The sequence below is a fragment of the Acinetobacter sp. 70_2 genome, assembly GCF_056736115.1.
The window spans coordinates 1,552,021-1,577,546 of record NZ_JBWZIP010000015.1; the positions used below are offsets into that span (position 1 = coordinate 1,552,021).

A 25,526-nucleotide genomic window follows, 5' to 3' on the forward strand; every position below is an offset into this window, starting at 1 on the left:
GTCTACCTAAGTGCACTAAAAACATGTTTTTTGGTGTGAAGCCCCTCGTGCCTTTGATGGAGGAACGAGAGTGGGACACCTTCGGGTGTGCTGGTTTCTTAGGTATCAGTCTGCTAACCCCCTTTCGTTTCACCACCATAATGATTAGCAATGAGTGGGCGTAACTTCTTTTAATCAAGGAGTCACTCATGACTATTTTTCTATATTTTTTACATTCTCTTATTGATCTTACTTATATTCGACGTCTTTTATTTATTCAGGCATTTTTTAGAGATCACTCTACTCACCCCTCTAAAATAAAAAACCTTATATAGAGTTCAAAAGTTGTTTACTTAATACTTTTGCCTACCCATCTATATAAGTTGGGATCAAAAGTTTTATGTATTCAAAATACCACATCATAAAGATTAGAACTTCTATCAACATCACTTAACGATAACAACAACCTATGCAGAGTAACAATAATGTTTTTTCTCTATCGTTTTGTTTTGGTGAGCCTTCTTACAATCAGTGTTTTAAATCTAATGGGCTGTAGACCGATGAGTAAAAATGAATTTAATACGCGTTGTGTGTGGGCGGGACATGACCTTTCACAGTGCAATTGTATTTATAACTCGTTAGAGCAGCACTATTCACCGCAGTTTGTAGAAAGCTTACCTAAAGTGAGTTTACAGAATATTGATACCAAAATGAATTTTGTAGAAACCATGAATAAAACAATGCAACAGTGCCAATTTAGCGCAAGAAAATAGTGAACTAACGTATAGGAGCATGTTCTACCAAAAAATCTAAAAATACACGTACACGATTAGGGACATATTTATCATGACCAATCCAAACAGCATGAAACTCTTCAGAAGCATGAGTATTCCAGTCTTCAAGAATTTTAACGAGTTGTTTCTGCTGTAATGCATTTTGAACTTGAAATTCATTAAGTTGAGCAATACCAACACCGGCCAGTGCCAACTGTAAAATTGCTTCACCGTGGTTTACTTTTAAAACTCTAGAGGGTGTTAGGTTAATTTCCTGATCTGCTTTTTTATATAGCCAAGTTTTGTTCTGGCGCTGATAACTTACATCTAAAAGCTGATGTTCATGCAGTTCATCTGGATGTTCGGGGCAACCATGCTGTTCAATGTATGCGGGTGAACATACATAAACTTTATTCGTACTACCGAGTGAGCGAGCCACCAAATTGGAACTTTTTAATGGTCCTGTCCGAATTGCAACATCAATTCTTTGCTCAACCAAATTAATGACTTCGTCACTCAAATGAGCCTCTAACTCAATTTGTGGGTAGCGTTGATTAAATAAAGAAATACACGGTAATAAAAAGTGAGTCCAATATGAAAGACTGGTATGGATTCTAATTCGCCCTTGCGGTATATGATTTGCGGTAACGGATTGTTCAAGTTCATCTAAATTATTGAGTATTTGAAGACCTTGCTCATAAAACTGGCATCCTTCACTCGTAAGCTGGAACTGACGTGTTGAACGGTTCAATAACCTGACACCAAGTCTTTTTTCTAAACGAGAAATTAACTTACTTACCGCAGACGGCGTCATATCACATGCCCTTGCTACGGCTGAAAAACTTCCAAGCTCGACCACACGTATAAAAATTGCCAACTCGCCAGATCGATTTATATCAAAATAAGCCATAACAAAATCTATTTATGAATTGTATTCACAAATCTTATTCCGCTTAGCCCGCTATAACAAGGCATCCATTTATTTCAAGATATCTTTAATTTATTTTAAAGAGTTCACGAGATGAAACTTTATCAAGCCACCCTATTTTCTTTGGCTTTATTTACAAGCGTTACACAAGCTGAAGTACCAAAGCACCAGTGGATTACCACTTGGTCTGCGAGTCCTCAAAAAGTCTGGAATAAAGACTTCGTTTTTCCAACACTCATTCCAGAGCAAGTATCTAATCAGACTATTAGACAAATGAGCAAAATTAGTTTGGGCGGTGAGGCTGTTCGGCTCGTTTTTACCAATCAATATGGTAAACAGCCACTTTATATTGATCAAACAACGATTGGTTTAGCGAACGCAGCAACTCTAAAATCTAAGAGCACCTATCCCGTTTATTTTTCTGGTCAACTTAAAGCAAGAATTTTACCCGGCAAACAACTCATAAGTGATCCAATTCAGGTGCCTGTACCCGATCATGCTCAATTGGTGGTAAATAGCTTTATTCAAAAACCAACAACGTTTAAAACTTTCCATTGGGATGCGAAACAAACCAGTTGGATCATTGCTGGAAATCAGACAACAAATTTAACTACGCCAACCGATGCCAAAACAACGACGGCACGGTTATTACTGTCTGCAATAGAGGTAAAACCCAAAGAGAAAGCTCAGGTGGTTGCTGTTATTGGAGACTCAATTACCGATGGGGCGACTGCAACCTTAGATGCAAATACGAGATGGACCGATTTTTTAGCGAAACGTTTATCTGTACATCGTGTGGCCGTAGTTAATAATGGTATTTCAGGAAATCGATTACTTACCGATGGTATGGGTGATAGCGTTTTAAAACGTTTAAACAGTGAGATATTTCAATATTCAGGCGTTAAAACTTTAATTGTTTTAGTTGGTATTAATGATATTTCATGGCCCGGTACAGCTTTTGCACCTAAACAACAAATACCGTCTTTTGAAGCATTAACCGAGGGTTATAAACGTGTTGTAAAGGAAGCTCATGAGCAAGGCATTCAAGTGATTGGGGCGACGTTACTTCCCTTTGCAGGCGCTTTACCCAATACACCTTTAGATAATTATTACCAACCTAATAAAGATGAATTACGTCAGCGCATTAACCACTGGATGAGAACCAGTAAAACATTTGATGATGTACTTGATCTTGATGAAGGTTTAAAAGATCCAATACATCCCAACCGGTTAAATCCAATTTATGATTCAGGAGATCATTTACATCCTAATGATCGCGGCAATCAGCATATGGCTGAATTGGTACAGTTAGACCAGATTATTAAAAATTAATAATTGCTCCATCAGGTGAACCTATTCACCTGATGGGAATAACTATTTAGAAATCGTAACTCGCTATCATGTTAAAGCGGTTATCAATCCCGTTACGACCATCGAATGTTTCTCGTTCGCCATATACATACTCAACACCTAAGGTAATTGGTTTGTATGGGTTATACATCGTATTTACCCAGCCTTGCCAAAGCTCTTTGTTTTGAGTCGTACTATTATGCTGTAATTCGGCAAAACGGTTATCATCTTTGGCCTTCATATAGCCATAAGCTAAAGTCGAGCGAATTTTTGGCGTAAATTGATGAGTTACGCCCAAAGACACCGTATCAAATTCATTGCTATGCATGTTGTTTTGATCATCTATTGCATAACCACTATTGCTCCACAATAAGAAACGCCCATCGCCTTTGACATGGTAATAATCGGCTTTAAGTAAAGTATCTGGTGTCATTTGGTATTTACCACCGAAACCTACGCCCCAAGCCCACTCACTATCATTATTAGTTCTTTTTTCTGCAACAAAACTACGGCCTGAAAGCATCGAACCATTGGCAAATTTATGATTTAAGCGCCCCACTAAAGCAGGTAAACGCATTTTGTTATCTGGGTCTGTTGCCGCTGTATATTTCGGGTCTTCAACTGATACTGCAAAACTTGTATTTGCCGTTAAGTTATCGCTATAGCGTACAAGTGGTGATCTTAATAATGCGCTGCCTACAAATGTGCCCGCATCAATCGTTTCTGGATAATATTCAGGTGCGATAAATGTTGACCACGTTTGACCGATGAGCCATTTATCAAACGTTAAATAAGCATGGCGTATCCGAAACTGATCACGAGTTGCAGCTCCAAAGAAGTCCATTTCCAATTTCCCGCCTACATCACCCACAGCAGTCGGGGTTTTAAAATTCAACCCGAAACGTGTCACATTAACCGTACTGTGCAACTGGTCTTTTTGTGCAGATTCTTCCAGCGTGTTTTCAAGTGGAACACCGCTAATATTGTTATACATGGTAGATGCGCCCTTCATTTGATAAGAAGCATCTGCCCGTATATAACCATATAAGTTAAATTCTGCACCAGACTTGGTTAAACCTTGCTGTATTGGTGATACGGCTTGAGGAGTCGCTGAATTTGCTAGTTCCACTCTTTGTTGCGATAAAGATTTTTGCGCCTGCATATTGGCTTGTAACATAGCCCGAAGTTCTTTCACTTCTTGGCGAAGTTGTGCTATTTCAGGATCTGTTTGACCTGCCAAAGCGGAAGACATAAACAGGGTCACAGAAACAGCCAACAGGCTTTTTTGAACCGTTGTATTTAAAACTTTCATCATGAAATTTTCCTTTTGATCTTTAAATAGACTTAAAGATCTCGACATCCTTTTTGTTATGTACCTATCTAAAATAGGCGCTTAAAATTTGCCTTTCTTTCACAAGAAAGACTTTCAATCATATTTTTTAGACAAAACCTCCCTAAAGCGGCCTGAAAACCACTTTTAATTTGTTTTAAGTAAAGCTAAATCTTCTAATTTTTTTCAGTTTTTATATTCTCTTCCTCATTGAGAATATGCAGGTTTTATATCCGTATTAACGCTTTCCCAAATCTATTATTTTTTCGCAATAAACCCCTGATACGTCAAAATTTGCGTATAAGACTGCACACTTTCAAAACCAGTTTTTTCTAAAAGTTTTATATATCCTTCAGTGGTTAGGCTAAAAAAGTCTTGCGCCATCCGCTCTAACATTTTTTGACATTGTTCTTCTGTTAAGCCTTGTGCCAAACATAAATAACGTAAAGCGTGAAGATGCTGTGGATTTACACACGTCATTAAATCGTAGGTAAGCAAAACGGCCTTTTCTTTTAAGCGATCATAAATATCTTTAAAGAATGTCGGCTTGACATCATCAGCAACGAAATGCGCCACAAGAATAGAAAGTGCAGCATCAAAGCAATTCTTAAGAGGTAAAACTGACGTTTCACCGTGAACAAAGGTGACTTGAGAAGATTTATCTAAAAGTTCAATCTGTTCCTGAGCTTTTTGCAGCATAGTCAAAGATGGATCAACTGCTGTAAATTTCCAGTTTGGATGACGTTTAAGTAAATATTCGAGTTCATACCCCGTGCCACAACCCACAATTAAGATATGAGCATTTGGTGGCAACACTGATTGCAAAATGGCATCCACCTGTTGATGGATCACTTCATAACCCGGAATTAATTTACGAATATGTTTGTCATATCCTTCGACTACCTTTGGGCTATTAAAGTCTTTTGCCATTTTGCTTATCCTCTATTTAAGCTGCCTTTCAACTTATAGTTTGCTGCACTTTGACCAAACTTTTAACCTCTTTAGTCAAAGACATTTCCAGTTAAGTTAAGTTCAGCTCGCATAATTTCCTGCAATTTAAACTTCTGCGCTTTGCCTGAAGCTGTCATTGGAAACTCATTAAAGAATCGGACATAGCGCGGCACTTTATTATGAGAAATATGCTCTTTGCAGAATTGGCGAATGCTGTCTTCATCAATTTGATGATGCTCATGCAAAATAATACAAGCACAGAGTTCTTCACCATATCTCGCATCTGGCAAGCCAATGACTTGAACATCGCTTACATCTGGATGGGTATATAAAAAGTCTTCAATTTCTTTTGGAAAGAGATTTTCCCCACCACGAATCACGACATCTTTAATACGGCCTTTGATTTTAATAAAACCGTCTTGGTCCATTTCGGCAATATCACCCGTATGCATCCAGCCAGCTGAATCAATGACCTCTTTGGTCTTTTCTTCTTCACCCCAATAACCAGCCATCACGGAATAACCTCGGACGCATAGCTCACCCAAAGTCCCTTGCGGAACAATCTGCCCTTCTAAATCGACAATTTTAATTTCAACATGCGGATGAACATGCCCAACTGTGCTTACTCGTTTATCAATTGAATCATTTACCGAACTTTGTACACTTACTGGCGAGGTTTCAGTCATCCCATAACAAATGGTGATTTCAGACATATGCATCCGGTCTATGACACGCTGCATAATTTCACGTGGACAAGGACTACCTGCCATAATGCCCGTTCTTAAACTCGACAGATCAAACTCATTAAACTGTTCATGCTCTAAGGTAGCAATAAACATGGTTGGTACACCATAAGCTGCCGTACAACGTTCTTGATGAATCGCTTTTAAAGTCTCTAAAGGATTAAATACCGCCGATGGATAGACCATGGTTGAACCATGCGTCACACACGCTAAATTCCCCATAACCATACCGAAACAATGAAACAACGGCACAGAAATACAGACTTTATCTTGAGGTGTTAGGCGAATGCCTTCACCCACAAAATAGCCATTATTTAAAATATTGTGGTGGGTCAACATGGTCCCTTTAGGGTTACCTGTTGTACCTGAGGTAAATTGGATATTAATGGTTTCATCAAACTGGAGCTGCCTGGCTAATTGTTTTAATTGTTCCAGCTGTTCAGAAGTTGGTGTAGTTAGTAAATCACTAAAACGATAAATACCCGTATGCTGTTGGTCATCAATTTTAATGACAAATTTTAAATGTGGCAGGCGCTCTGAATTGAGCACTTTATCTGAACTGTTGGTTAACTCAGGGGCAATTTTTGTGAGTAATTCTTGGTAATCCGTCGTTTTAAATTGAGAAGCAATAATCAATCCTTTGCATGAGACTTTATTCAACACATATTCAAGTTCATGGCTTTTATAAGCTGTATTCAGGTTAACTAAGATAATCCCTGCTTTAAAAGCTGCAAATTGGGTTACCGTCCATTCCACACAGTTAGGTGACCAGATCGCTAATCGATCTCCTTTTTTTAATCCCAATTTTAAAAGGCTACACGCAAAAGCGTTTACTTCATCCTGCAAAGCTTTATAAGTTAATCGTCTGTTTTGGTGGAAACTGACGATTGCTTCCTTTTCAGCATATTGCCGACATGCTTGATCGAATTGTTCACCAATGGTCATACCCAATAAGGGCTGTGTGCTTGGTCCCGAGGCGTAGCTTAACCGTTCTTGTTGCATTGAATCATTCTCCTTGATTCTTTTAATTCTCTTCTTACCTGATCTAATTGTTGTTACTGCAACTACTTTTCCAAACTACTTATTTTGTGTTGTTTTAACCTTTATATGCCCTATTTCTTCTGCACAGCGTCTACACAAAAGTCAGCAATCTGTTTTGAAAAATAGTCTTTATGCGCATGATCAAACTTTGTATTTTGAGCTGGGTCTAGGGGTTCAACCACCACATAGGTCATAGCACCGACTACACAAAGTGCTGCTGTGTTTAAATCATCCAAGACAAACTCACCACTTGCATTTCCATCCGCAAGTATTTTTTTAATACTTTGTTTAATCAATTGCTTCACACGAAAACGCTCATGTTCAACCGTTGAATCGACGGGTTCAAACATGAGTGAATATGCAAGCTGAGGACTATTGAGTGCCCGTTTTACAAAGGTTGCCACCGCCTTGTGTAATTTCTGCTTTGCCGATAAATCACTTTCGGTAATCGAATCAATCACCAATAGCTCTGTATTAATGGCATCAGACAAAACTTCAATTAGCACTTGGCTTTTATTATCAAAGTAGCGATAAACCAGTCCACTAGATACACCCGCTTGCTCTGCAATTGTTTGTATTTGCGCGTCTTTAAATCCTCCCTCTGAAATTATTTTTCTGGCTGAATTCAAAATCGATTTACGATTTTGCTCCATCCGCTCTTGCATTAAAGATGATCGTTTATAGCTCATAATTTATTCTCTAATAAATAAAATGAATTGTAAATCATTTTATGAATCTGTATTCACTTTTTCAAAAAATCATTGTATGTTACTTATCAAATACCCACAAAATATTTTATGGACAACAAATATAACCAATAGGATGAAAATATCATGAACCTACGCAGCTTGAATTTCGGTCTAGATGAAACTTTAATTGCGCTTCAAGATTCGGTAGCCGCTTTTTGTGCAAAGGAAATTGCACCAATTGCCCAACAAGTTGATCAAGACAACAAATTCCCTGCACATCTCTGGAAAAAATTCGGAGATATGGGCCTTTTAGGCATGACGGTTTCTGAAGAATATGGCGGTGCCAATATGGGTTATTTAGCTCATATTATTGCCATGCAAGAAATTTCTCGTGCTTCGGCAGCCATTGGTCTTTCTTATGGTGCTCATTCTAATTTATGCGTAAACCAAATTAACCGTAACGGTAACGAGCAGCAAAAACAAAAGTATTTACCAAAATTAATTTCCGGTGAATATGTGGGTGCCCTTGCGATGTCTGAACCGAATGCGGGTTCTGATGTCGTCAGCATGAAATTACGTGCTGAGCAAAAAAGTGATCACTACGTTTTAAACGGTTCAAAAATGTGGATCACCAACGGTGGTGATGCAGATGTACTTGTGGTTTACGCTAAAACTGATCCGCAAGCTGGTGCGAAAGGCATGACCGCTTTCTTAATTGAAAAAGGCATGAAAGGCTTTAGTCACGGTAACCATTTAGACAAACTCGGTATGCGTGGCTCTAACACTTACCCACTGTTCTTTGACAATGTAGAAGTACCTGCTGAAAACGTACTCGGCGGTGTTGGTAACGGCACAAAAGTACTCATGAGCGGTCTAGACTATGAACGAGCAGTTTTAAGTGCTGGACCTTTAGGCATTATGGATGCCTGTTTAGATGTGGTGATTCCCTATTTACATCAACGTGAACAGTTTGGTCAGGCTTTAGGTGAATTCCAGCTCATGCAAGGCAAGCTTGCCGATATGTATTCAACTTGGTTGGCATGTAAAGCTCTCGTTTATGCTGTTGGTGCTGCCTGTGACAAAGCTGACCATGACCGCAGCCTACGTAAAGATGCTGCAAGTGCCATTTTATATGCTGCTGAAAAAGCAACATGGATGGCGGGTGAAGCAATCCAGACTTTAGGCGGCAACGGTTATATCAATGAATTCCCTGCTGGTCGTTTATGGCGCGATGCAAAACTTTATGAAATTGGTGCCGGAACTTCTGAAATTCGCCGCATGCTGATTGGCCGCGAACTCTTCAATGAAACCAAATAATAATTATAAATAAGGATGCATCTTATGAACCAATTACAAAGCAAGATTAATGTTCGAAGCGAAGACTTCAAAACAAACCAGCAAGCCATGCAAACATTGGTCACAGATCTAAAACAAGTTGCCCAGCGTATTGCGTTAGGCGGCGGTGAAAATGCCCGTCAAAAACATTTGGCTCGAGGCAAACTTTTACCTCGTGAACGTATTGATCAACTGATTGATGTCGGCACGGCATTTTTAGAAATTGGTCAGTTGGCAGCGTACAACGTTTATGAAGATGATGTTCCTGCTGCGGGTGTGATTGTGGGTATTGGTCAGGTCAACGGCATCACTTGCATGATCGTTGCCAACGATGCAACGGTTAAAGGCGGAACGTATTATCCCCTAACGGTTAAAAAGCATTTACGTGCCCAAGAAATTGCCGAACAAAATCATTTGCCTTGTATTTATTTGGTGGACTCAGGCGGTGCCTATTTACCAATGCAAGATGAGGTTTTCCCAGACCGCGATCACTTCGGACGTATTTTCTATAATCAGGCACGTATGTCGAGCCTAGGGATTGCCCAAATTGCTGTGGTGATGGGTAGTTGTACTGCAGGTGGTGCTTATGTACCAGCCATGTCCGATGAAACCATTATTGTACGTAATCAAGGTACGATTTTCTTAGGCGGCCCTCCTCTGGTAAAAGCTGCGACAGGCGAAGTGGTGAGCAGTGAAGACTTAGGCGGTGGTGATGTCCACACACGTCTTTCGGGTGTGGCTGACCATTTAGCCGAAAATGATGAACATGCAATTGCGATTGCACGAAACATTGTTGCTAACTTAAATAAAAAGCCAAACGACTTAAATAAACAAGTTGATGAACCATTGTTTGATGCATCGGAACTCTATGGTGTGGTTCCAAGTGATGCGCGTAAACCTTTCGATGTACGTGAAGTGATTGCCCGTATTGTAGACGGCTCTCGTTTTGATGAGTTTAAAGCACGTTTTGGTTCAACACTCATTACTGGTTTTGCTTCACTCTATGGTATGCCAGTCGGCATTATTGCCAATAACGGGATTTTATTCTCTGAGTCTGCACAAAAAGGTGCGCATTTTATTGAGCTATGTACTCAGCGCAATATTCCATTGTTATTCCTACAAAACATTACGGGCTTTATGGTTGGCCGCCAGTATGAAAATGAAGGAATTGCTAAAAACGGCGCCAAATTGGTTATGGCAGTTGCCACCGCAAATGTACCAAAACTCACCCTGATTATTGGTGGTTCGTTTGGTGCGGGTAACTACGGTATGTGTGGCCGCGCTTATTCACCACGCTTTTTATGGACATGGCCAAACTCTCGTATTTCAGTGATGGGCGGCGAACAAGCAGCGAGCGTACTTTCGACTTTAAAACGAGATCAAATTGAGCAAAAAGGTGCCGAGTGGTCAGCGCAAGAAGAAGACGAATTTAAACAACCAATTCGTGAACAATACGAGCGCCAAGGCCATCCATACTATGCTTCTGCCCGCCTTTGGGACGACGGTGTCATTGACCCAGCGCAAACTCGTCAGGTACTTGGTTTAAGCCTTGCTGCGGCCATGAACGCTCCAATCCAGCCAACCAAATTTGGCGTGTTCCGCATGTAAGAGGTGTATATGAGCTATCAATTTTTACAACTCGAACAACAAGGTCAGGTTGCCTATGTTTGGCTGAACCGCCCTGAATTGCACAATGCTTTTAATACGACAGTCATTGAAGAACTACATGCTTGCTTTAAGCAAATTAATACACGTGATGACATTCGTGTTGTGGTTTTAGCTGGTCGCGGTAAAAGCTTTTCGGCAGGTGCCGACCTCAATTGGATGAAACAGGCAGGTCAGGCATCTTCAGCAGAAAATGAAGCAGATGCATTAAAACTTGCGCAAATGTTAGATGCACTTGCAACGCTTAAACAACCGACTATTGCCCGTGTGCATGGCATTGCCTTTGGTGGCGGCATGGGTTTGGCATCGGCATGTGATATTTGCATTGCCAGCACGGATGCCAAGTTTGCAACATCTGAGGTGCGCTTAGGCCTTGCGCCATCTACCATTAGTCCCTATGTAATTCGTGCAATTGGCGCAAGACAAGCCTCTCGTTACTTCTTAACTGCCGAGCGAATTTCAGCACGTGAAGCCAAGCAAATTGGTTTGGCACACGAAGTGGCAGATGCAGAAGATTTAGATAAAAAAGTTCAAGACATTATTGATGCGCTCTTACTCGGTGGCCCGCATGCTCAAGCGGCATCAAAACAACTCATTCAAATGGTGAGCAACCAGACCATGAGCAATGATTTACTGCAACAGACAGCACATCATATTGCTCAAGTTCGTCAAGGCAGTGAGGCAAAAGAAGGTCTGAGTGCCTTTTTAAATAAGCAACAGCCTGCTTGGGTTTCTAATTCGAATAACAACAATTAAGGACGATCATCATGTTTGAAAAGATTTTAATTGCGAACCGTGGCGAAATTGCCTGCCGCGTAATTCGTACAGCTAAAAAATTAGGGATTGCAACCGTTGCCGTTTACTCAGATGCAGACGCAAATGCACAACACGTCAAACTTGCAGATGAAGCGGTTTATATTGGTCATTCCCCTGCAACACAAAGTTATTTACAAGTTGACCGTATTATACAAGCGGCGATTGACACAGGCAGTCAAGCAGTTCATCCGGGCTACGGCTTCCTTTCTGAAAATGACCAGTTTGCACTCGCTTGCCAACAACACAACATTTGCTTTATTGGCCCACCAGTGGATGCCATTTTAGCGATGGGCTTAAAAGCAACCTCGAAAGCTTTAATGGAAAAAGCAGGCGTTCCTTTAACACCGGGCTATCACGGAACCAACCAAGATGCCGACTTTTTAAAACAACAGGCAGACCGAATTGGCTATCCTGTTTTAATTAAAGCCAGTGCGGGCGGCGGTGGTAAAGGCATGAGTCTGGTGGAACGCAGTGAAGACTTTTTGCATGCCTTAGCTTCGTGTAAACGTGAAGCTAAATCGAGCTTTGGTAATGATGATGTCTTGATTGAGCGTTATGTAATTCAACCTCGCCATATTGAAGTTCAAGTATTTGGTGATACACATGGCAACTATGTGCATTTGTTTGAACGCGACTGTTCTGTACAACGCCGTCACCAAAAAGTGCTAGAAGAAGCCCCTGCTCCACAAATGCCAAGCGAAAAGCTCGATGCAATGCGCCAAGCTGCAATTGATGCTGCACGTGCCGTAAATTATGTCGGTGCCGGTACGGTTGAGTTTATTGTCGAACAAGACGGTACGGCGTATTTCATGGAAATGAATACTCGCTTACAAGTCGAACACCCTGTCACTGAAATGATTACAGGGGAAGACTTGGTTGAATGGCAACTTCGTGTGGCTTATGGAGAACCTTTACCTAAACTACAAAACGAATTAAAAATTCACGGACATGCGCTCGAAGCACGTATTTACGCCGAAGAACCAGAAAAAGGCTTTTTACCTGCCATTGGTAAAATTGACTATCTACACTACCCAACTCAAAACCAATATGTGCGTGTAGACAGCGGTATTGTTGAAGGCGATGAAATCACGACCTATTACGACCCAATGATTGCCAAACTCATCGTATGGGGTAAAAACCGTGAAGCTGCACTCATTCAAATGCAACACGCTTTAAGTCAATTCCATGTCGATGGCTTAGGCAACAACATTGCTTTTCTTGAAAAAATTGTACGCAGTGAGTCTTTTAAACAAGCTAAGCTTGATACCAATTTGATTCAGCGTGAACAAAACTTCTTGTTTAGCCCTGAAGAAATCAAACCAGAACTTGTGGTAGCAGCGGCATTTATTGAGTTCCTAAGTAAACTTAATAACAACAGTTCAAGCCAAAAACAGCTTTGGCAGGCTCAACCACTTTGGCGTTTAAATATTGCTTATCAGCACAGTATTAAACTGAACTATTTAAACCAAAATATCCAAATCAAATTCGCCTCAAATGAAGATGGCTTCACCGCAGAATATAACGGTCAAAGCTACCCAATTTCTGGACAATTTATTGATGCGCATACGGCCTCTGTTCAAATTGCTGGGACTAAGCAAAAGCTGTCTTTTAATCAAAGTCAGCAAGGTATTACCTTGTTCCAAAATGGACAAAGCTATAAGTTTGCTTATATTCGCCAAGACTTTAATCAAGCAGATAGCCAAGCCGATGAAGGCCACCTAAAAGCACCAATGCCAGGTGTGGTCACACAAGTGCTAGTAAGTGCAAATCATAGCGTGAAGAAAGACGATATTTTAATGACGCTTGAAGCGATGAAAATGGAATATACCATTCGTGCCCCTAAAGACGGCTTAATTGTAGACTCCTATTTCCAAGTCGGCGATCAGGTCAAAGCTGGCGACGAGCTTGTGGAATTTCAGCCTGCTCAGGAGGAAGTTGCATGAGTGAGTTTGTCAAAATCGTGGAGGTCGGTCCCAGAGATGGCCTCCAAAACGAAAAACAGGCTTTAACCGTTGAACAGCGTTTAAACTTTATTAATGACCTGATTAATGCAGGTCTGAAATCGATTGAAGTCGGTTCATGCGTTTCGGCAAAATGGGTACCTCAAATGGCTCAAAGTGATGAGCTATTTAAGCAACTCCCCCAAACAACCGATGTGCAATTTAGCCTGCTCACCCCCAATATCAAAGGTTTTGAAACTGCTCAAGCAGTAGGATGCAAAGAGGTTGCGGTGTTTACCGCAGCTTCTGAAAGCTTTACCCGTAAAAACATTAACTGCTCAATCGATGAGAGCTTTGAAAAATTTAGCGATGTCATGGCTGCGGCAAAAGCCCATAACATCCGTGTGCGTGGTTATGTCTCTTGTATAGTCGATTGTCCATATGAAGGTGCAATTGCCCCTGAGCAAGTGATAAAAGTTGTTAAACGACTCTATGACATGGGCTGCTATGAAGTATCTTTAGGTGAAACCATTGGTACGGCTACACCAGATCGCGTTCAAAAGGTTTGGCAAGCATGCCTCGCTGAACTCGACAGCAAGGTTTTGGCTGGACATTTCCACAATACCTATGGCATGGCGATTGCCAATATTTATCAGTCTTTACAACAAGGCATTCGTGTTTTTGATTCGTCTCTTGCAGGACTTGGCGGTTGCCCTTATGCCAAAGGTGCTTCTGGAAATGTATCGACCGAAGATCTGTTTTATTTGCTGTCACACATGGGCTTTGAAACTGGCATTGACTTAGAAAAACTGATGCAAGCCAGCCAAAATATTAGCAATGTATTAAACCGAAAAAGCTTGTCGAATTATGCAAATGCGTATTGGCAAACCAAATGTGCATAGTCATAAATTAAAATAACTTAGCATCTGGTATAAAGCTTAATATTAGGCGAAGTACCAGATCATCCTATCTCATCTTTATCTCATTTCGTTTAGGAATTGGGACTAAATCCCTCATGCAATTTTTTTAAAATTTATCATTTATCTGTGTATTAAATGCCTCTCTCAACAGAAGCATTTTCTACCCTATTTTTATTCTAAATCCGTATTATTCTTTATCCTTTTTCAATTATTGTCCTTAAAAAATTTATCTGATTATTTATAAAAATAAGAAGCATCCATTTCAATTCTTGGCGAAATATATTCTTCCACCCAATCTAACCATGCACGCGTTTTGGCATCAATAAAATGGCGTGAAGGCAATAAGGTATAAACTCCGATGTCGGGTGAACGCCACTCTGGCAAGATATGACATAATCTTCCATTTTGAACCGCATCTAAAGCCGAAAACATCGGCAATAACGCCACGCCCATATCTTGTTGCACCACATCTAACAATAATTCAGGGTTATCTGCAATGAGTTGCCCGCCAGTATCAATTTGGTAAGACTCACCCTTTGCATTTAATAAGTGCCAATCTGGTGTAATAGACGGGTTTACTAAGCGTAAACAGGCATGATTTTTTAAGTCTTCTGGGGACTCAGGCACACCATGTTTTTCGAGGTAAGCAGGTGAAGCACATAAAACAGAAAAAATAGTGCCAATTCTGCGCGCAACAAAACGAGAGTCTGTTAATGATTCAGTCAGATAAAGACTGACATCGACCCCTTTTGCCAACAAGTCTGGAACATATTGTGAGGTCGTATATTCCACAGTTAATTCGGGATAATGCTTACAAAACTCGGCCATCACTGGAAAAACATAATGATGCCCAAAGCTTCCCATGCTTAACACACGTAAACGGCCTTTGGGTTTAGATGCCGTTCCTGTTACTTCCGACTCCGCTTCATCCACCATTGAAATGACTTGGCGACAGCGCTCTGCATAAGTCGCACCAATATCGGTCAGTGCCTGCTGGCGGGTTGAGCGTTGTATTAATTTTGTACCTAAGCGTGTTTCTAGCTCGCTGATAAGACGTGAAACCTGTGCTGTGGTCAGATCCATCTGCTCAGCTGCTGCTGTGAAACTCCCGCTATCAATCACTTTCAGGAATGCATGCATTGCATGCAATAGTCCACCATCGAGATTTTTGCGCATAACGTAAATATGTTTTCCTAAATTACGGATTGTTGCACCAGTTTAGTTCAACCACAATGACTAAATGTACATACATTGGCACTAATTCTTTTTAAGAAGAGGAACCGATCTTTTTTTATTTCGTATGTCACTTGCTCCAAATATTCAACTGGATGTTGAAAAAAGAAAGTAGTCCGAGCTACTAAAAATTCTAAGGAGATATAAATGAATATAGCTACAAAAGTCACTCCAAATATTATTGCAACAAAGGATGTGTCACTTGAAGATAAATATGTAAGTGATAACGGTACAGCATATATGACCGGCATTCAGGCACTTGTTCGGTTGCCTCTTGCCCAAACTCGACGTGACGCGATGAATGGTTATCATACTGCTGGTTTTATTTCTGGTTATCGCGGTTCTCCTGTTGGTAACTATGATAGTTTCCTTTGGCAAGTTCAAGGATTACTTAAATCCCATAATGTTGTATTTCAACCTGGTGTAAACGAAGACTTAGCTGCTACCGCAATTTGGGGTACTCAACAAGTTAATCTTTCAGGCCAAGGCAAATATGATGGAGTGTCTTCATGGTGGTATGGTAAAGGCCCGGGTGTTGACCGTTCAGGCGACGTACTCCGCCATGCGAATTTAGCTGGTACCTCTGAACGTGGTGGTGTCGTTGCTTTATTTGGTGATGACCACTCATGTAAATCTTCTACAATCCCTCACCAATCTGAACATGTCATGATTGGTTGCGGTATTCCAATTTTCTACCCAACATCCGTTCAACAAATTTTAGACTTTGGTGTTCACGCGATTGCTGTTTCACGTTTTTCTGGCCTGTGGTCTTCAATGAAGCTGGTGAGTGAAATTGTAGAAACTTCTGCTTCTGTTCATGTCGACTTAGACCGTGTCACTCCAGTTATACCGGAAAATGTGAATTTCCCAGAGGGCGGCGTCAATATTCGTTGGCCAGATCACGGCATTCAGCAAGAAGAACGTCTTTATAAATATCGCTTACCTGCGGTTTTGGCCTATGCCCGCGCGAACAAAATCAATACTGTTACATGGCCTTGTGAAAATGCCCGTATTGGTATTGCCGCAAGTGGTAAAGGTTATTTAGATACGATTGAAGCTTTACGTATTTTAGGTATTGAAGATGAAACTGCTCAGCAGCTTGGGCTACGTGTTTATCAAGTTGGTCTGATTTGGCCTTTAGAACCTCAAGGTGTTCGTGACTTTGCCGAAGGTTTACAAGAACTGATCGTTATTGAAGAAAAACGTCCAATTATTGAAACACAAATTAAGGATGAGCTGTACTCACTGCCTGATGGCAAACGCCCACATGTGATTGGTAAAGCAACTGACGGCAAAGGCGAATGGAGTACTTCTATTGAAGAAGCGCCGCTCATTGGTCACTATGAGTACCAGCCTGAACCTATTGCAAAAATGCTGGCTGCTCGCTTCTTAAAACTCGATATTCCAGAAAGCTTAAAAACACAAATCCAAAACAGAATCGACTTACTACTAAAAGCAGAGCAAGAATCAAAACGTGTTATTGATCTTGCTGAACGTAAACCGTATTTCTGTAGTGGTTGCCCACATAACTCTTCAACAGTCGTCCCTGAAGGTAGCCGTGCACTTGGTGGTATTGGTTGTCACTATATTGCCGTTTCACTTGACCGTGGTACCGAAACATTCTCTCAAATGGGCGGTGAAGGTGTAAGTTGGGTAGGTGCATCACCATTTACCAATGAAAAACACATTTTTGCTAACCTTGGTGATGGAACCTATTTCCACTCAGGTTACTTAGCAATCCGTCAGTCTATTGCTGCAAAAACTAATATTACCTATAAAATCCTCTACAACGATGCAGTCGCTATGACAGGTGGTCAGCATGTAGATGGGCATTTGAGCGTTGCACAATTAACTCGTCAACTTGCTGCTGAAGGTATTAAAAAACAAGTTATTGTGACGGATGAAGTTAAACTATTAAACGAAGAAGACGGTATTGCACCGGGTGTCGAAATTCGCCACCGTAATGAGCTCGACGCAGTTCAACGTGAGCTTCGTGAAGTTACAGGTGTAACCGCTTTAATTTATGTACAAACCTGTGCCAGTGAAAAACGCCGTCGCCGTAAACGTGATGCCTACCCTGACCCGGCTGAGCGTTTATACATTAATAGTGATATTTGCGAAGGCTGTGGCGACTGTTCGAAAAAATCAAACTGCTTATCTATTGAGCCAGTAGAGACTGCTTTAGGGACTAAACGTCAAATTAACCAAAGTAGCTGTAACAAAGACTTCACTTGTGCTGAAGGTTTCTGCCCAAGTTTTGTGACTGTTCACACACGTGATATGAAACGTCCAGCTAAATTTGAAGGTATTGGTGCAGGCTGGCCGACATCACCAGTTATTCCTCAGCTATACGATGTTCCAAGTCGTATTATGGTCGGTGGTATTGGTGGTACAGGTGTTGTGACTATTGGTGCATTGCTTGGTATGGCCGCTCATCTCGAAGGTAAAGCAACACGTGTTATGGACATGGCTGGACTTGCGCAAAAAGGTGGTACGGTTTATTCATACGTTCAACTTGCAGCAACTGATGAACAAATTTCTTCTACCAAAATTCCAGCGGGCCAATGTGAATTACTGATTGGTGCCGATGCGGTAGTTGCTGGTGGTAGTGCTGCTCTATCTCGCTTAAAAGATGATGCTTTGGTTATTGTGAATGAAGACAGTACGCCTACTTCTGAGTTTATTAAATCTCGTGACTGGTATGCACCTATTAGCGATTTAATTGATCGCCTCCGTGGTCGTGTTCGTCAAGGTCAACTGGTTTCTTTGCCAGCAGCTCGCATTGCAACGCAACTGCTAGGTGATTCAATTTATACCAACCAGTTATTACTCGGTATGGCATGGCAATCTGGTCGTATTCCGTTATTACGTGAAAGCATTGAAAAAGCAATTCGCTTAAATGGTACTGCTGTTGAAAAGAACATCGAAGCTTTCCGCGTGGGTTGTCATCTTGCAAGTGACCCAACTTTAGCTGCACGCTTAGTTGCGGCAATGCCAAAAACCAAAACTCCGCAAACTTTAGCTGAACTTGTTGAAGACCGTTCTGCTCGTCTAACAGACTATTGGAATGAAGCTTATGCAGCTAAATACCGCACACTTGTCGAACTAGCAGCTAAAAAGTTACCTGAAGAATTAACAGGTACGATTGCAACTCAGCTATACAGAGTTATGGCTTATAAAGATGAATATGAAGTTGCACGTCTACTAACAGGTAAAAGCTTCAAAGAATCAATTGAAACCCAATTCGGTAAAGGCTTACGTTTAACCTATCATCTTGCTCCACCAGCGTTACTTGGTGGTCTGAAAAATGTCCGTAAACGTGCGTTTGGTTACTGGATGCGTTTCCCAATGATGATGCTCGCTCGCTTACAATGGCTTCGTGAAACTTTCCTTGACCCATTTGCACGTCAAGAAGAACGTCAACACGAACAAGCATGGCGTGACCGTTACATCGCCTTTGTTGAAGCACTTGTTGAGGCACCAGACAATCATAACTTGGCAGTTGCTGAACAAATTGCAAAATTACCGGCAGAAGTCCGCGGTTATGGTCATATCAAAATGAAAGCAATGGACGCTGCAAAACAACGTTGGGATGAACTTACCCCAACACTGCTAAAAGTCCGTAACTAATAATTAAATCTCAATAAAAAAGTCGTCCTTAGGGATGACTTTTTTATTGGCTCAAATATTTATTTAGCCATTTTACGTAACGTCAAAATCTGCTCGCTTCGTCCAAATGGACCATACACGTCATGTAAAACCGCACTGGTTAAACCAATACCATCTGAGCCATATTGCTGAACGGTTTCCAGACCTAACCATTTACCTTTCGGATAACGGTGCATGTGAATCTGTAAATCAAGATTTGGGAAGCCCCAAGTAAATTCGCCTTCTTGTCTAGGCACAATCCCGTTTGCTGTATCTATCATGCCAATCAAATGGGCAAAATCTGTGGTCGGCTGCCCTTCAACCATTTCTTTATCATTATTGAGCCAAACAATACCTTTACCTGCGCGATGCTGATCATCAGTTTTAGTGACGAGTGTCTGGATAAAACCACCCGGCCATCTTTTCATACCTGTCCATTCTGTAAAGGTATCTGGATGATGAACTGGTTGATCTTCAAGTCCAGCAATATCGGAACTGTCTTGAGTGCACATTCGCCACGCTCTAGCCACAATGCAGGTTTTACCTTGTGCTTGCATTTCAGCTTCAATCAATTCAATGGTTTTACCGGCACGAATCACATGTGTCTTAATCGTAAATTCACCAAATGCAATCAATCCAAAAATATCAAAACTAATTCGACCAATTCGCATATCTTGTCGTGGTGAAAATTGCTCTAACTCTGCTGCGATTACGCCACTTGCAGGTGCCATGTGCTGTTCATGAGGGTTCCAAGCCCCTTGTGCATGGACAGTTGAGCAATAATGAGCAATAACTTCACCTTGAGGACCAATTGTTCTATTCAGTAATTGATAATAAGCATTCATGATTTTCTTTCCGTAGTCCTTATCCAACATCAATATTTGATGAAAATTCACATTTTAATGCTTATGTTAACCCTCTATTTCTTTGGCTCAACTGGTTTTTCCTACCAAAAACTGATGAGTCTAAAATTACAAATTTAATCACTAGGTAAAATTTCGCATGTCAATTTCACCCAGTGATTCTAGATATTACGATTCATTAAAATGCAAAAGCATCTTGATCAAGTTCCATGATCGATTCAGCGCCAGACTCAATTGAAGCAGCATGGCTCTGTGTACGATGTAAAAGTTTTTGGTAGAAAAACTTAGCTGTTGTTAACTTTGCTTTATAAAAAGCTTCCTCTTGTGTACCTGCCTCTAATTTTTCATGGGCAACTTGTGCCATTCGAGCCCACAAATAAGCGAACACGACGTAACTGGAAAAATAAAGATAATCCACCGAAGCTGCCCCTATTTCTTCTCGGTTGTGCTTCGCTTTCTCTGCAATAGTTTTGGTCAGTGACAACCATTGTTGCTTAAGCTCAGCTAATTTTTGTAAATAAGGTTTCAAGACTTCATTGGATTGCTGTTGACCAATAAATTGATCAATTAAGTCCGTCATATTTTTTAGAAGTTTGCCTTCTGACTTAAGGACTTTACGTGCAAGTAGATCTAAAGACTGGATTTCAGTTGTTCCCTCATACAATGTTGAGATACGCGCATCACGTACAATTTGCTCCATACCATGCTCAACAATGAAGCCATGCCCGCCAAATACTTGAACACCATGCTTTGCAGATTCATTGCCTGATTCTGTTAAAAAAGCTTTGGCAATTGGCGTTAAAAAAGCCAGTAATTCATCAGAGTGTTTTTGCTGTTCCTGATCGTTTGAACTTTCAACAATATCGACATGCTGAGCTAAAAAGTAAGCCAATGCACGACCACCTTCAGAAAAAGCTTTTTGTGTCATTAACATCGAGCGTACAGCGGGATGCACAATAATTGGGTCGGCATTTTTCTCAGGATATTGAGGACCTGATAACGATCGCATAGCAAGACGCTCTTTGGCATAACTTAATGCGCCTTGAAATGAAATTTCAGAAGCAGCGAGTCCTTGTACCGCGGTTCCAATACGTGCAGTATTCATAAAGGTAAACATACAATTGAGCCCGCGATTTTCAGGTCCAATCAGGTAACCTTGAGCGCCATCAAAATTCAGTACACACGTGGCATTGCCATGAATCCCCATTTTATGTTCAATCGCGCTACAAACGATTTTATTACGGTCCAGCACCTGACCGTCGTCACTCACATTAAATTTAGGCACAATAAATAAAGAAATACCTTTGGTCCCTGCTGGTGCCTGAGGCAAACGGGCTAAAACAATGTGAACAATATTTTCAGAAAGATCATGCTCACCTGCCGAGATAAAAATCTTTTCACCCGTAATTGAGTAACTACCGTCCGGATTAGGTTCCGCTTTCGTTCTAATTAATCCAAGGTCCGAGCCCGCATGTGATTCGGTTAAACACATCGTTCCGGTCCAGACGCCACTAATAAGTTTAGTCAAAAACTTTTGTTTTTGGTGCTCGGTCCCATGATGCTCAATGGTTCTCATTGCCCCATGAGACAAGCCTGGATACATCGCCCAAGCCCAATTAGAACCACATAACATTTCAGAAATGGCAATCCGTAATAAGGTCGGCAAGCCTTGCCCACCATATTCTGGGTCAGCAGTTAAAGAGGTAAACCCAAGCTCAGCATATTTTTGGTAGGCTTCTTTAAAACCTTTCGGCGTTGTGACTACACCTTGATTTAAATGACAGCCTTCCTGATCGCCATTTTGATTTATGGGCGCCAACTCATTTTCACAAAAACTTGCGGCCGCCTCTAAGTATTGATCAATTAATTCTCGATTTACGCTTTCCTGATATTTGCTTAAACCTTGATAGTTCTGTTCTGTTTGAAGCATTTCATGCAGCACAAATTGCATATCGCGTAATGGAGCTTTGTATAAAGGCATAGTTTTTTTCCTTTCACCTCTCTGCCTGTGTCATGGGCAGATATCGTTTTTCCTTAAAATAGACTTTTATTGTTTCAATCTCACCAAAATATCAAAAAATTTCTTATAGCAAAATATATTTTCACTAATTTAATAAAATTATCGTAACTCACAAATCGAGATAAGACATAAATTCATGTTTTAAAATAAAAATATAGTATTAAAAGCAATTAACATTGCTTAATCAGAATAATTTTAAATTTTGTATTGCAAAATTTTATTCCGTAAAAATTCAATTTATAGTATTGTGATTAGATTGCTTAATTATCCAAGGACGATTCATGGAAAGCCCGAAATACACAGGTCTTGAGTTTTTAACCGCTTTAAAAAATGGTGAAGTTTCTCCATCACCTATGGCTCACACCATACCAATGGAACTTATTGAAGTATCCGAAGGTAAAGCAACTTATAAAGTTACCCCTCGCAAAGAACATAGAAATATACAAGGCGGTGTACACGGCGGCTTTTGCGCCACAGCTTTAGATACAGCAACAGGCAGTGCCGCCCACACGTTACTTGAACATGGCGTTGGCTATGGAACCATTGATTTAAATGTAAAAATGATCCGCCCTATGCAGGTTGATACGTCTTACTATGCGACAGCCGAGTTGATTAATGCGGGCCGTAATATTATTAGTACCGAAGGAAAAATCGTAGATGAGGACGGCAAAATATATGCCTTTGCCTCGGCAACCTTAATGATTATTCGCAAATAATAAAATATTGAAGCTCCTGTTTAGGGAGCTTTTTCTTGTTTTGCAATCTTGCCCATTTCATAAAAATCTAAGCGATCAATCATAAAACTTAATATTGCCATCGCTAAACCTAAAGCAGCACATGCTTCCCATCCCCAGTGTTTCCATGCATACACCGCAATAAAAGAACCCAAGGCGGCTCCTCCAAAATATAAGGTCATATAAATTGAATTAATACGAGAACGAGCCTCGGCCGAAATTCGGTAGACCAGATTTTGGTTGAGTACATGAAATGCCGATAAACCAAAATACGCCATAACAACCCCTACAGCGTAGGCAACCAGAGACTGCTGCGCAAAAAATAGCGGTATCCATGCACTTATTAATAGGCCCATGCAAATCACTGCAATTTCATTCTCAAGCCCTGCCGCAATTTTCTTACCTGCCCAAGGGGTCGCAAACACACCTGCCAGTCCAACAATCCCAAATAAACCAATCTGGAAATCGTTAAAGTGATAAGGCTCATTCGCCAAAATAAAAGTCATGGTGGTAAAAATAAGAGCCAAAATTCCAAAGCCAATTCCCCCTGCCAAACCACGTCGTAATAAATGCGGCTGGTGAACAGCTAATGAAAATAATGAACCATAAATCTGTAGAATATTGAGTTGGTGAGACTTACGCGCAACTGGCAACTTCACCCACATTAGCCAAGCAAACACCAAAATGACAATTCCACTAATTAAATAAACCGCATGCCAAGACCAAACTGTAGAAAGTAATCCTGCAATAGAACGCGCCAATAATATTCCCAAAAACAAACCACTCATGAGAGTGCCTACAACTTGAGGGCTTTTTTTCGGGCTAGCTAGACCTGCGGCGAAAGGAACTAAAACTTGAGTTGCAATCGAAAAGAATGTGGCTAAAAAGGTAAAGCCATATAAAGCTGGCAAGGTTTGACTTAAGGATAATCCTACTTGAGCAAGGCCGGTACAACACATGAGCAAGCAAATATAACTACGTTTTTCAAAGAAGTCGCCTAAAGGAACTAATATAAAAAGGCCAACTGCATATGACAGTTGGCTAATCACAATAGTTAAAGCAACTTGATCAGCATTAACTTTTAATGCTTCAGCAATCGAATAGATTAAGGGCTGGTTATAATAGTTTGAACCCGCACAAATTCCACATGTCATTGCCATGATAAAAATAAAGCTTTTTGACAGTATATTTTCTGCATTGGGCTCAACTATTTTTTCCATTTTTAATTACGCCCTATTTTAAAATTTATACATCGATACAAAATTTACACGTGATACATCAGCGGTTCTGCCGTCAAACACTTCTCGTTTGCCTTGGTGATATTCCATCCCAATATCCATTTGCTCAATCGGTGAATAAAAGACGTTAGCTGCGTAGTCCGTTAAGCGTTTGTTGGCATCTGGGTTGAGTTTGGCATAAGCAGTGTCGTCATCATAATCAAACATTGAAGCCGATAAGTTTGCACGCCATTGCTCATTGAATTTATATGAATAACCAATATTGATGCTATTCAACTTATTCATAACCAAATCTGTTTTTTCTTCGTTTAAAGAGAAATCACCCGCGGCATTTAAATTTGTTGAATTTGCCAAACCACTTTGGGTGGTGTACGGCATAAATTTTTGATCACCAACAATATATTGATAATTTGCTTGTACCGATTGTTGTGGTGTGAGTTGATATTTTAAGCCGCCTCCAGCGCCCCAGCTTACTTTCTTCACCGTGGCAGTTGCGACATCTGTAGACTTTTCATTAATAAAGCCTTGAACAAGTGCCGTTAAAGGGCCTTGTTTAAAGCTATAGCGCCCCGTTAAAGTTGGAAATGCCGAGACTCTCGAACCTGTATATTCCAAGGCTACTTTTAAATCATTATTGGCATCAATTTTCCAGTCATAGCGAATTTGAGGAGTACGCGTATAAGAGGTTCCCACAAATTGCGTGTAATCGACAGCTTCTGTACGAGTTTCCATGTTAGACATGAGTGACCATGTTTGACCAAAGGTCCAATCTTTATAGGTAAAAAATGCATGACGGATACGGAATTTACCATCTCCCGTTCCCATGTTAGAGCTATCAAAGAAATCGGCTTCAATATTTCCCGTCAAAGCTTTATTTGGGCTATTAAAATAAACACCGAGTCGACTGGCATTAATCATGGCATCAGAGCGCGCATGATTTGAACGCTTTTCACTTTCAAAAGGTGTTCGGTACAGACTGCTGGTTGTTCTACCGCCCGAGTCAGGTGATGATTTAAAATCAACCGCTGCATCAACACGGGCAATACCGTAAACCTTCACATTATCTGTCCAAGTGACCCATGAAGGAGCAACAGGCTTTTCTGTTACCGTTGCTTTAGTTTTTTCAATGTTCTCTTCAATTTTTACCTGTTTGACCTGTAAATTATTTTGAGTTTGTTTCTGAGCAGCAAGTTCTGCTTTTAATTTTTGCAGCTCGGTTTCTAGCAAATTAATTCTTTGTTCTGTCGTATCTGAAGAATTTGCAAAAATAGTCCCTGAAGCCGCAGCGCAAGCTGCAGCTAAAATTAATTTTTTCATCTTTTAATCCTTA

At 40.7% G+C, this 25,526-nt stretch carries 19 protein-coding genes; 9 read left to right on the plus strand and 10 right to left on the minus strand.

The window, feature by feature from the left end:
* The first annotated feature begins 464 nt into the window (after window positions 1-464).
* Complete coding sequence (locus AC1PJ9_RS16430; RefSeq protein ID WP_263613470.1) at window positions 465-752, plus strand: hypothetical protein; 288 nt, start codon at window positions 465-467, stop codon at window positions 750-752.
* A gap of 4 nt (window positions 753-756) precedes the next feature.
* Here AC1PJ9_RS16430 and AC1PJ9_RS16435 read toward each other — a convergent pair whose 3' ends face one another.
* A complete protein-coding gene (locus tag AC1PJ9_RS16435) occupies window positions 757-1,662 on the minus strand; it encodes a LysR family transcriptional regulator (protein ID WP_311087831.1) in 906 nt (301 codons plus the stop codon).
* Between the two features lie 111 nt (window positions 1,663-1,773).
* Here AC1PJ9_RS16435 and AC1PJ9_RS16440 point away from each other — a divergent pair, with 111 nt between their 5' ends.
* Complete coding sequence (locus AC1PJ9_RS16440; protein WP_311087832.1) at window positions 1,774-3,012, plus strand: SGNH/GDSL hydrolase family protein; 1,239 nt, start codon at window positions 1,774-1,776, stop codon at window positions 3,010-3,012.
* 46 nt (window positions 3,013-3,058) lie between these two features.
* On the opposite strand, the gene AC1PJ9_RS16445 is transcribed toward AC1PJ9_RS16440, so the two are convergent.
* The 4 genes from AC1PJ9_RS16445 to AC1PJ9_RS16460 form a co-directional block, all read right to left on the minus strand.
* A complete protein-coding gene (locus AC1PJ9_RS16445) occupies window positions 3,059-4,342 on the minus strand; it encodes a DcaP family trimeric outer membrane transporter (protein ID WP_311088071.1) in 1,284 nt (427 codons plus the stop codon).
* A gap of 276 nt (window positions 4,343-4,618) precedes the next feature.
* Window positions 4,619-5,290: a class I SAM-dependent methyltransferase gene (locus AC1PJ9_RS16450; RefSeq protein ID WP_311087833.1), complete on the minus strand. Its 672-nt coding sequence runs from the start codon at window positions 5,288-5,290 to the stop codon at window positions 4,619-4,621.
* 71 nt (window positions 5,291-5,361) lie between these two features.
* Entirely contained in the window at window positions 5,362-7,056 is a 1,695-nt protein-coding gene (locus AC1PJ9_RS16455) for an AMP-binding protein (protein WP_311087834.1), read from the minus strand.
* Between the two features lie 110 nt (window positions 7,057-7,166).
* On the minus strand, window positions 7,167-7,784 hold the full coding sequence (locus tag AC1PJ9_RS16460) for a TetR/AcrR family transcriptional regulator (RefSeq protein ID WP_000120687.1): 618 nt from the start codon (window positions 7,782-7,784) through the stop codon (window positions 7,167-7,169).
* A gap of 144 nt (window positions 7,785-7,928) precedes the next feature.
* Between AC1PJ9_RS16460 and AC1PJ9_RS16465 the strand changes: the two genes are divergently transcribed.
* Genes AC1PJ9_RS16465 through AC1PJ9_RS16485 form a run of 5 tightly spaced genes read left to right on the plus strand, consistent with a single transcriptional unit; the run spans window position 7,929 to window position 14,442 of the window.
* Entirely contained in the window at window positions 7,929-9,101 is a 1,173-nt protein-coding gene (locus tag AC1PJ9_RS16465) for an isovaleryl-CoA dehydrogenase (RefSeq protein WP_311087835.1), read from the plus strand.
* Window positions 9,102-9,125: 24 nt separating this feature from the next.
* On the plus strand, window positions 9,126-10,727 hold the full coding sequence (locus AC1PJ9_RS16470) for a carboxyl transferase domain-containing protein (protein ID WP_311087836.1): 1,602 nt from the start codon (window positions 9,126-9,128) through the stop codon (window positions 10,725-10,727).
* A 9-nt stretch (window positions 10,728-10,736) separates the two neighbouring features.
* Entirely contained in the window at window positions 10,737-11,540 is an 804-nt protein-coding gene (locus AC1PJ9_RS16475; RefSeq protein WP_263613464.1) for an enoyl-CoA hydratase/isomerase family protein, read from the plus strand.
* Between the two features lie 11 nt (window positions 11,541-11,551).
* Window positions 11,552-13,543: an acetyl/propionyl/methylcrotonyl-CoA carboxylase subunit alpha gene (locus AC1PJ9_RS16480; protein ID WP_311087837.1), complete on the plus strand. Its 1,992-nt coding sequence runs from the start codon at window positions 11,552-11,554 to the stop codon at window positions 13,541-13,543.
* A complete protein-coding gene (locus AC1PJ9_RS16485; RefSeq protein ID WP_311087838.1) occupies window positions 13,540-14,442 on the plus strand; it encodes a hydroxymethylglutaryl-CoA lyase in 903 nt (300 codons plus the stop codon). Before AC1PJ9_RS16480 ends, AC1PJ9_RS16485 begins: the two co-directional genes overlap by 4 nt.
* Before the next feature lie 252 nt (window positions 14,443-14,694).
* Here the strand turns inward: AC1PJ9_RS16485 and AC1PJ9_RS16490 are convergent, their stop codons facing one another.
* Complete coding sequence (locus AC1PJ9_RS16490) at window positions 14,695-15,636, minus strand: LysR family transcriptional regulator (protein ID WP_004793070.1); 942 nt, start codon at window positions 15,634-15,636, stop codon at window positions 14,695-14,697.
* A 204-nt stretch (window positions 15,637-15,840) separates the two neighbouring features.
* Here AC1PJ9_RS16490 and AC1PJ9_RS16495 point away from each other — a divergent pair, with 204 nt between their 5' ends.
* On the plus strand, window positions 15,841-19,323 hold the full coding sequence (locus tag AC1PJ9_RS16495) for an indolepyruvate ferredoxin oxidoreductase family protein (protein WP_311087839.1): 3,483 nt from the start codon (window positions 15,841-15,843) through the stop codon (window positions 19,321-19,323).
* Between the two features lie 59 nt (window positions 19,324-19,382).
* On the opposite strand, the gene AC1PJ9_RS16500 is transcribed toward AC1PJ9_RS16495, so the two are convergent.
* Both AC1PJ9_RS16500 and AC1PJ9_RS16505 read right to left on the minus strand, forming a co-directional pair.
* Window positions 19,383-20,186: a thioesterase family protein gene (locus tag AC1PJ9_RS16500; protein WP_311087840.1), complete on the minus strand. Its 804-nt coding sequence runs from the start codon at window positions 20,184-20,186 to the stop codon at window positions 19,383-19,385.
* A 196-nt stretch (window positions 20,187-20,382) separates the two neighbouring features.
* Window positions 20,383-22,185, minus strand: a complete 1,803-nt coding sequence (locus tag AC1PJ9_RS16505; RefSeq protein WP_311087841.1) for an acyl-CoA dehydrogenase C-terminal domain-containing protein — start codon at window positions 22,183-22,185, stop codon at window positions 20,383-20,385.
* A gap of 305 nt (window positions 22,186-22,490) precedes the next feature.
* Here AC1PJ9_RS16505 and AC1PJ9_RS16510 point away from each other — a divergent pair, with 305 nt between their 5' ends.
* The gene (locus AC1PJ9_RS16510) at window positions 22,491-22,940 is read left to right on the plus strand and encodes a PaaI family thioesterase (protein WP_311088072.1); all 450 of its coding nucleotides are present in this window, start codon (window positions 22,491-22,493) and stop codon (window positions 22,938-22,940) included.
* 20 nt (window positions 22,941-22,960) lie between these two features.
* On the opposite strand, the gene AC1PJ9_RS16515 is transcribed toward AC1PJ9_RS16510, so the two are convergent.
* Both AC1PJ9_RS16515 and dcaP read right to left on the minus strand, forming a co-directional pair.
* Window positions 22,961-24,178 carry an MFS transporter gene (locus tag AC1PJ9_RS16515; RefSeq protein WP_311087842.1) on the minus strand — a complete coding sequence of 406 codons (1,218 nt, stop codon included), beginning with the start codon at window positions 24,176-24,178 and terminating at the stop codon, window positions 22,961-22,963.
* A gap of 18 nt (window positions 24,179-24,196) precedes the next feature.
* Window positions 24,197-25,513, minus strand: coding sequence for an outer membrane trimeric porin-like protein DcaP (dcaP, locus tag AC1PJ9_RS16520; RefSeq protein WP_311087843.1), 1,317 nt, complete (start codon window positions 25,511-25,513; stop codon window positions 24,197-24,199).
* Window positions 25,514-25,526 lie beyond the last annotated feature (13 nt).

Bases quoted from the DNA above. Each gene is read 5' to 3' on its own strand.
- AC1PJ9_RS16430 (WP_263613470.1), top strand. From the start codon at position 465: ATGTTTTTTCTCTATCGTTTTGTTTTGGTGAGCCTTCTTACAATCAGT.
- AC1PJ9_RS16435 (WP_311087831.1), bottom strand. From the start codon at position 1,662: ATGGCTTATTTTGATATAAATCGATCTGGCGAGTTGGCAATTTTTATA.
- AC1PJ9_RS16440 (WP_311087832.1), top strand. From the start codon at position 1,774: ATGAAACTTTATCAAGCCACCCTATTTTCTTTGGCTTTATTTACAAGC.
- AC1PJ9_RS16445 (WP_311088071.1), bottom strand. From the start codon at position 4,342: ATGAAAGTTTTAAATACAACGGTTCAAAAAAGCCTGTTGGCTGTTTCT.
- AC1PJ9_RS16450 (WP_311087833.1), bottom strand. From the start codon at position 5,290: ATGGCAAAAGACTTTAATAGCCCAAAGGTAGTCGAAGGATATGACAAA.
- AC1PJ9_RS16455 (WP_311087834.1), bottom strand. From the start codon at position 7,056: ATGCAACAAGAACGGTTAAGCTACGCCTCGGGACCAAGCACACAGCCC.
- AC1PJ9_RS16460 (WP_000120687.1), bottom strand. From the start codon at position 7,784: ATGAGCTATAAACGATCATCTTTAATGCAAGAGCGGATGGAGCAAAAT.
- AC1PJ9_RS16465 (WP_311087835.1), top strand. From the start codon at position 7,929: ATGAACCTACGCAGCTTGAATTTCGGTCTAGATGAAACTTTAATTGCG.
- AC1PJ9_RS16470 (WP_311087836.1), top strand. From the start codon at position 9,126: ATGAACCAATTACAAAGCAAGATTAATGTTCGAAGCGAAGACTTCAAA.
- AC1PJ9_RS16475 (WP_263613464.1), top strand. From the start codon at position 10,737: ATGAGCTATCAATTTTTACAACTCGAACAACAAGGTCAGGTTGCCTAT.
- AC1PJ9_RS16480 (WP_311087837.1), top strand. From the start codon at position 11,552: ATGTTTGAAAAGATTTTAATTGCGAACCGTGGCGAAATTGCCTGCCGC.
- AC1PJ9_RS16485 (WP_311087838.1), top strand. From the start codon at position 13,540: ATGAGTGAGTTTGTCAAAATCGTGGAGGTCGGTCCCAGAGATGGCCTC.
- AC1PJ9_RS16490 (WP_004793070.1), bottom strand. From the start codon at position 15,636: ATGCGCAAAAATCTCGATGGTGGACTATTGCATGCAATGCATGCATTC.
- AC1PJ9_RS16495 (WP_311087839.1), top strand. From the start codon at position 15,841: ATGAATATAGCTACAAAAGTCACTCCAAATATTATTGCAACAAAGGAT.
- AC1PJ9_RS16500 (WP_311087840.1), bottom strand. From the start codon at position 20,186: ATGAATGCTTATTATCAATTACTGAATAGAACAATTGGTCCTCAAGGT.
- AC1PJ9_RS16505 (WP_311087841.1), bottom strand. From the start codon at position 22,185: ATGCCTTTATACAAAGCTCCATTACGCGATATGCAATTTGTGCTGCAT.
- AC1PJ9_RS16515 (WP_311087842.1), bottom strand. From the start codon at position 24,178: ATGGAAAAAATAGTTGAGCCCAATGCAGAAAATATACTGTCAAAAAGC.
- dcaP (WP_311087843.1), bottom strand. From the start codon at position 25,513: ATGAAAAAATTAATTTTAGCTGCAGCTTGCGCTGCGGCTTCAGGGACT.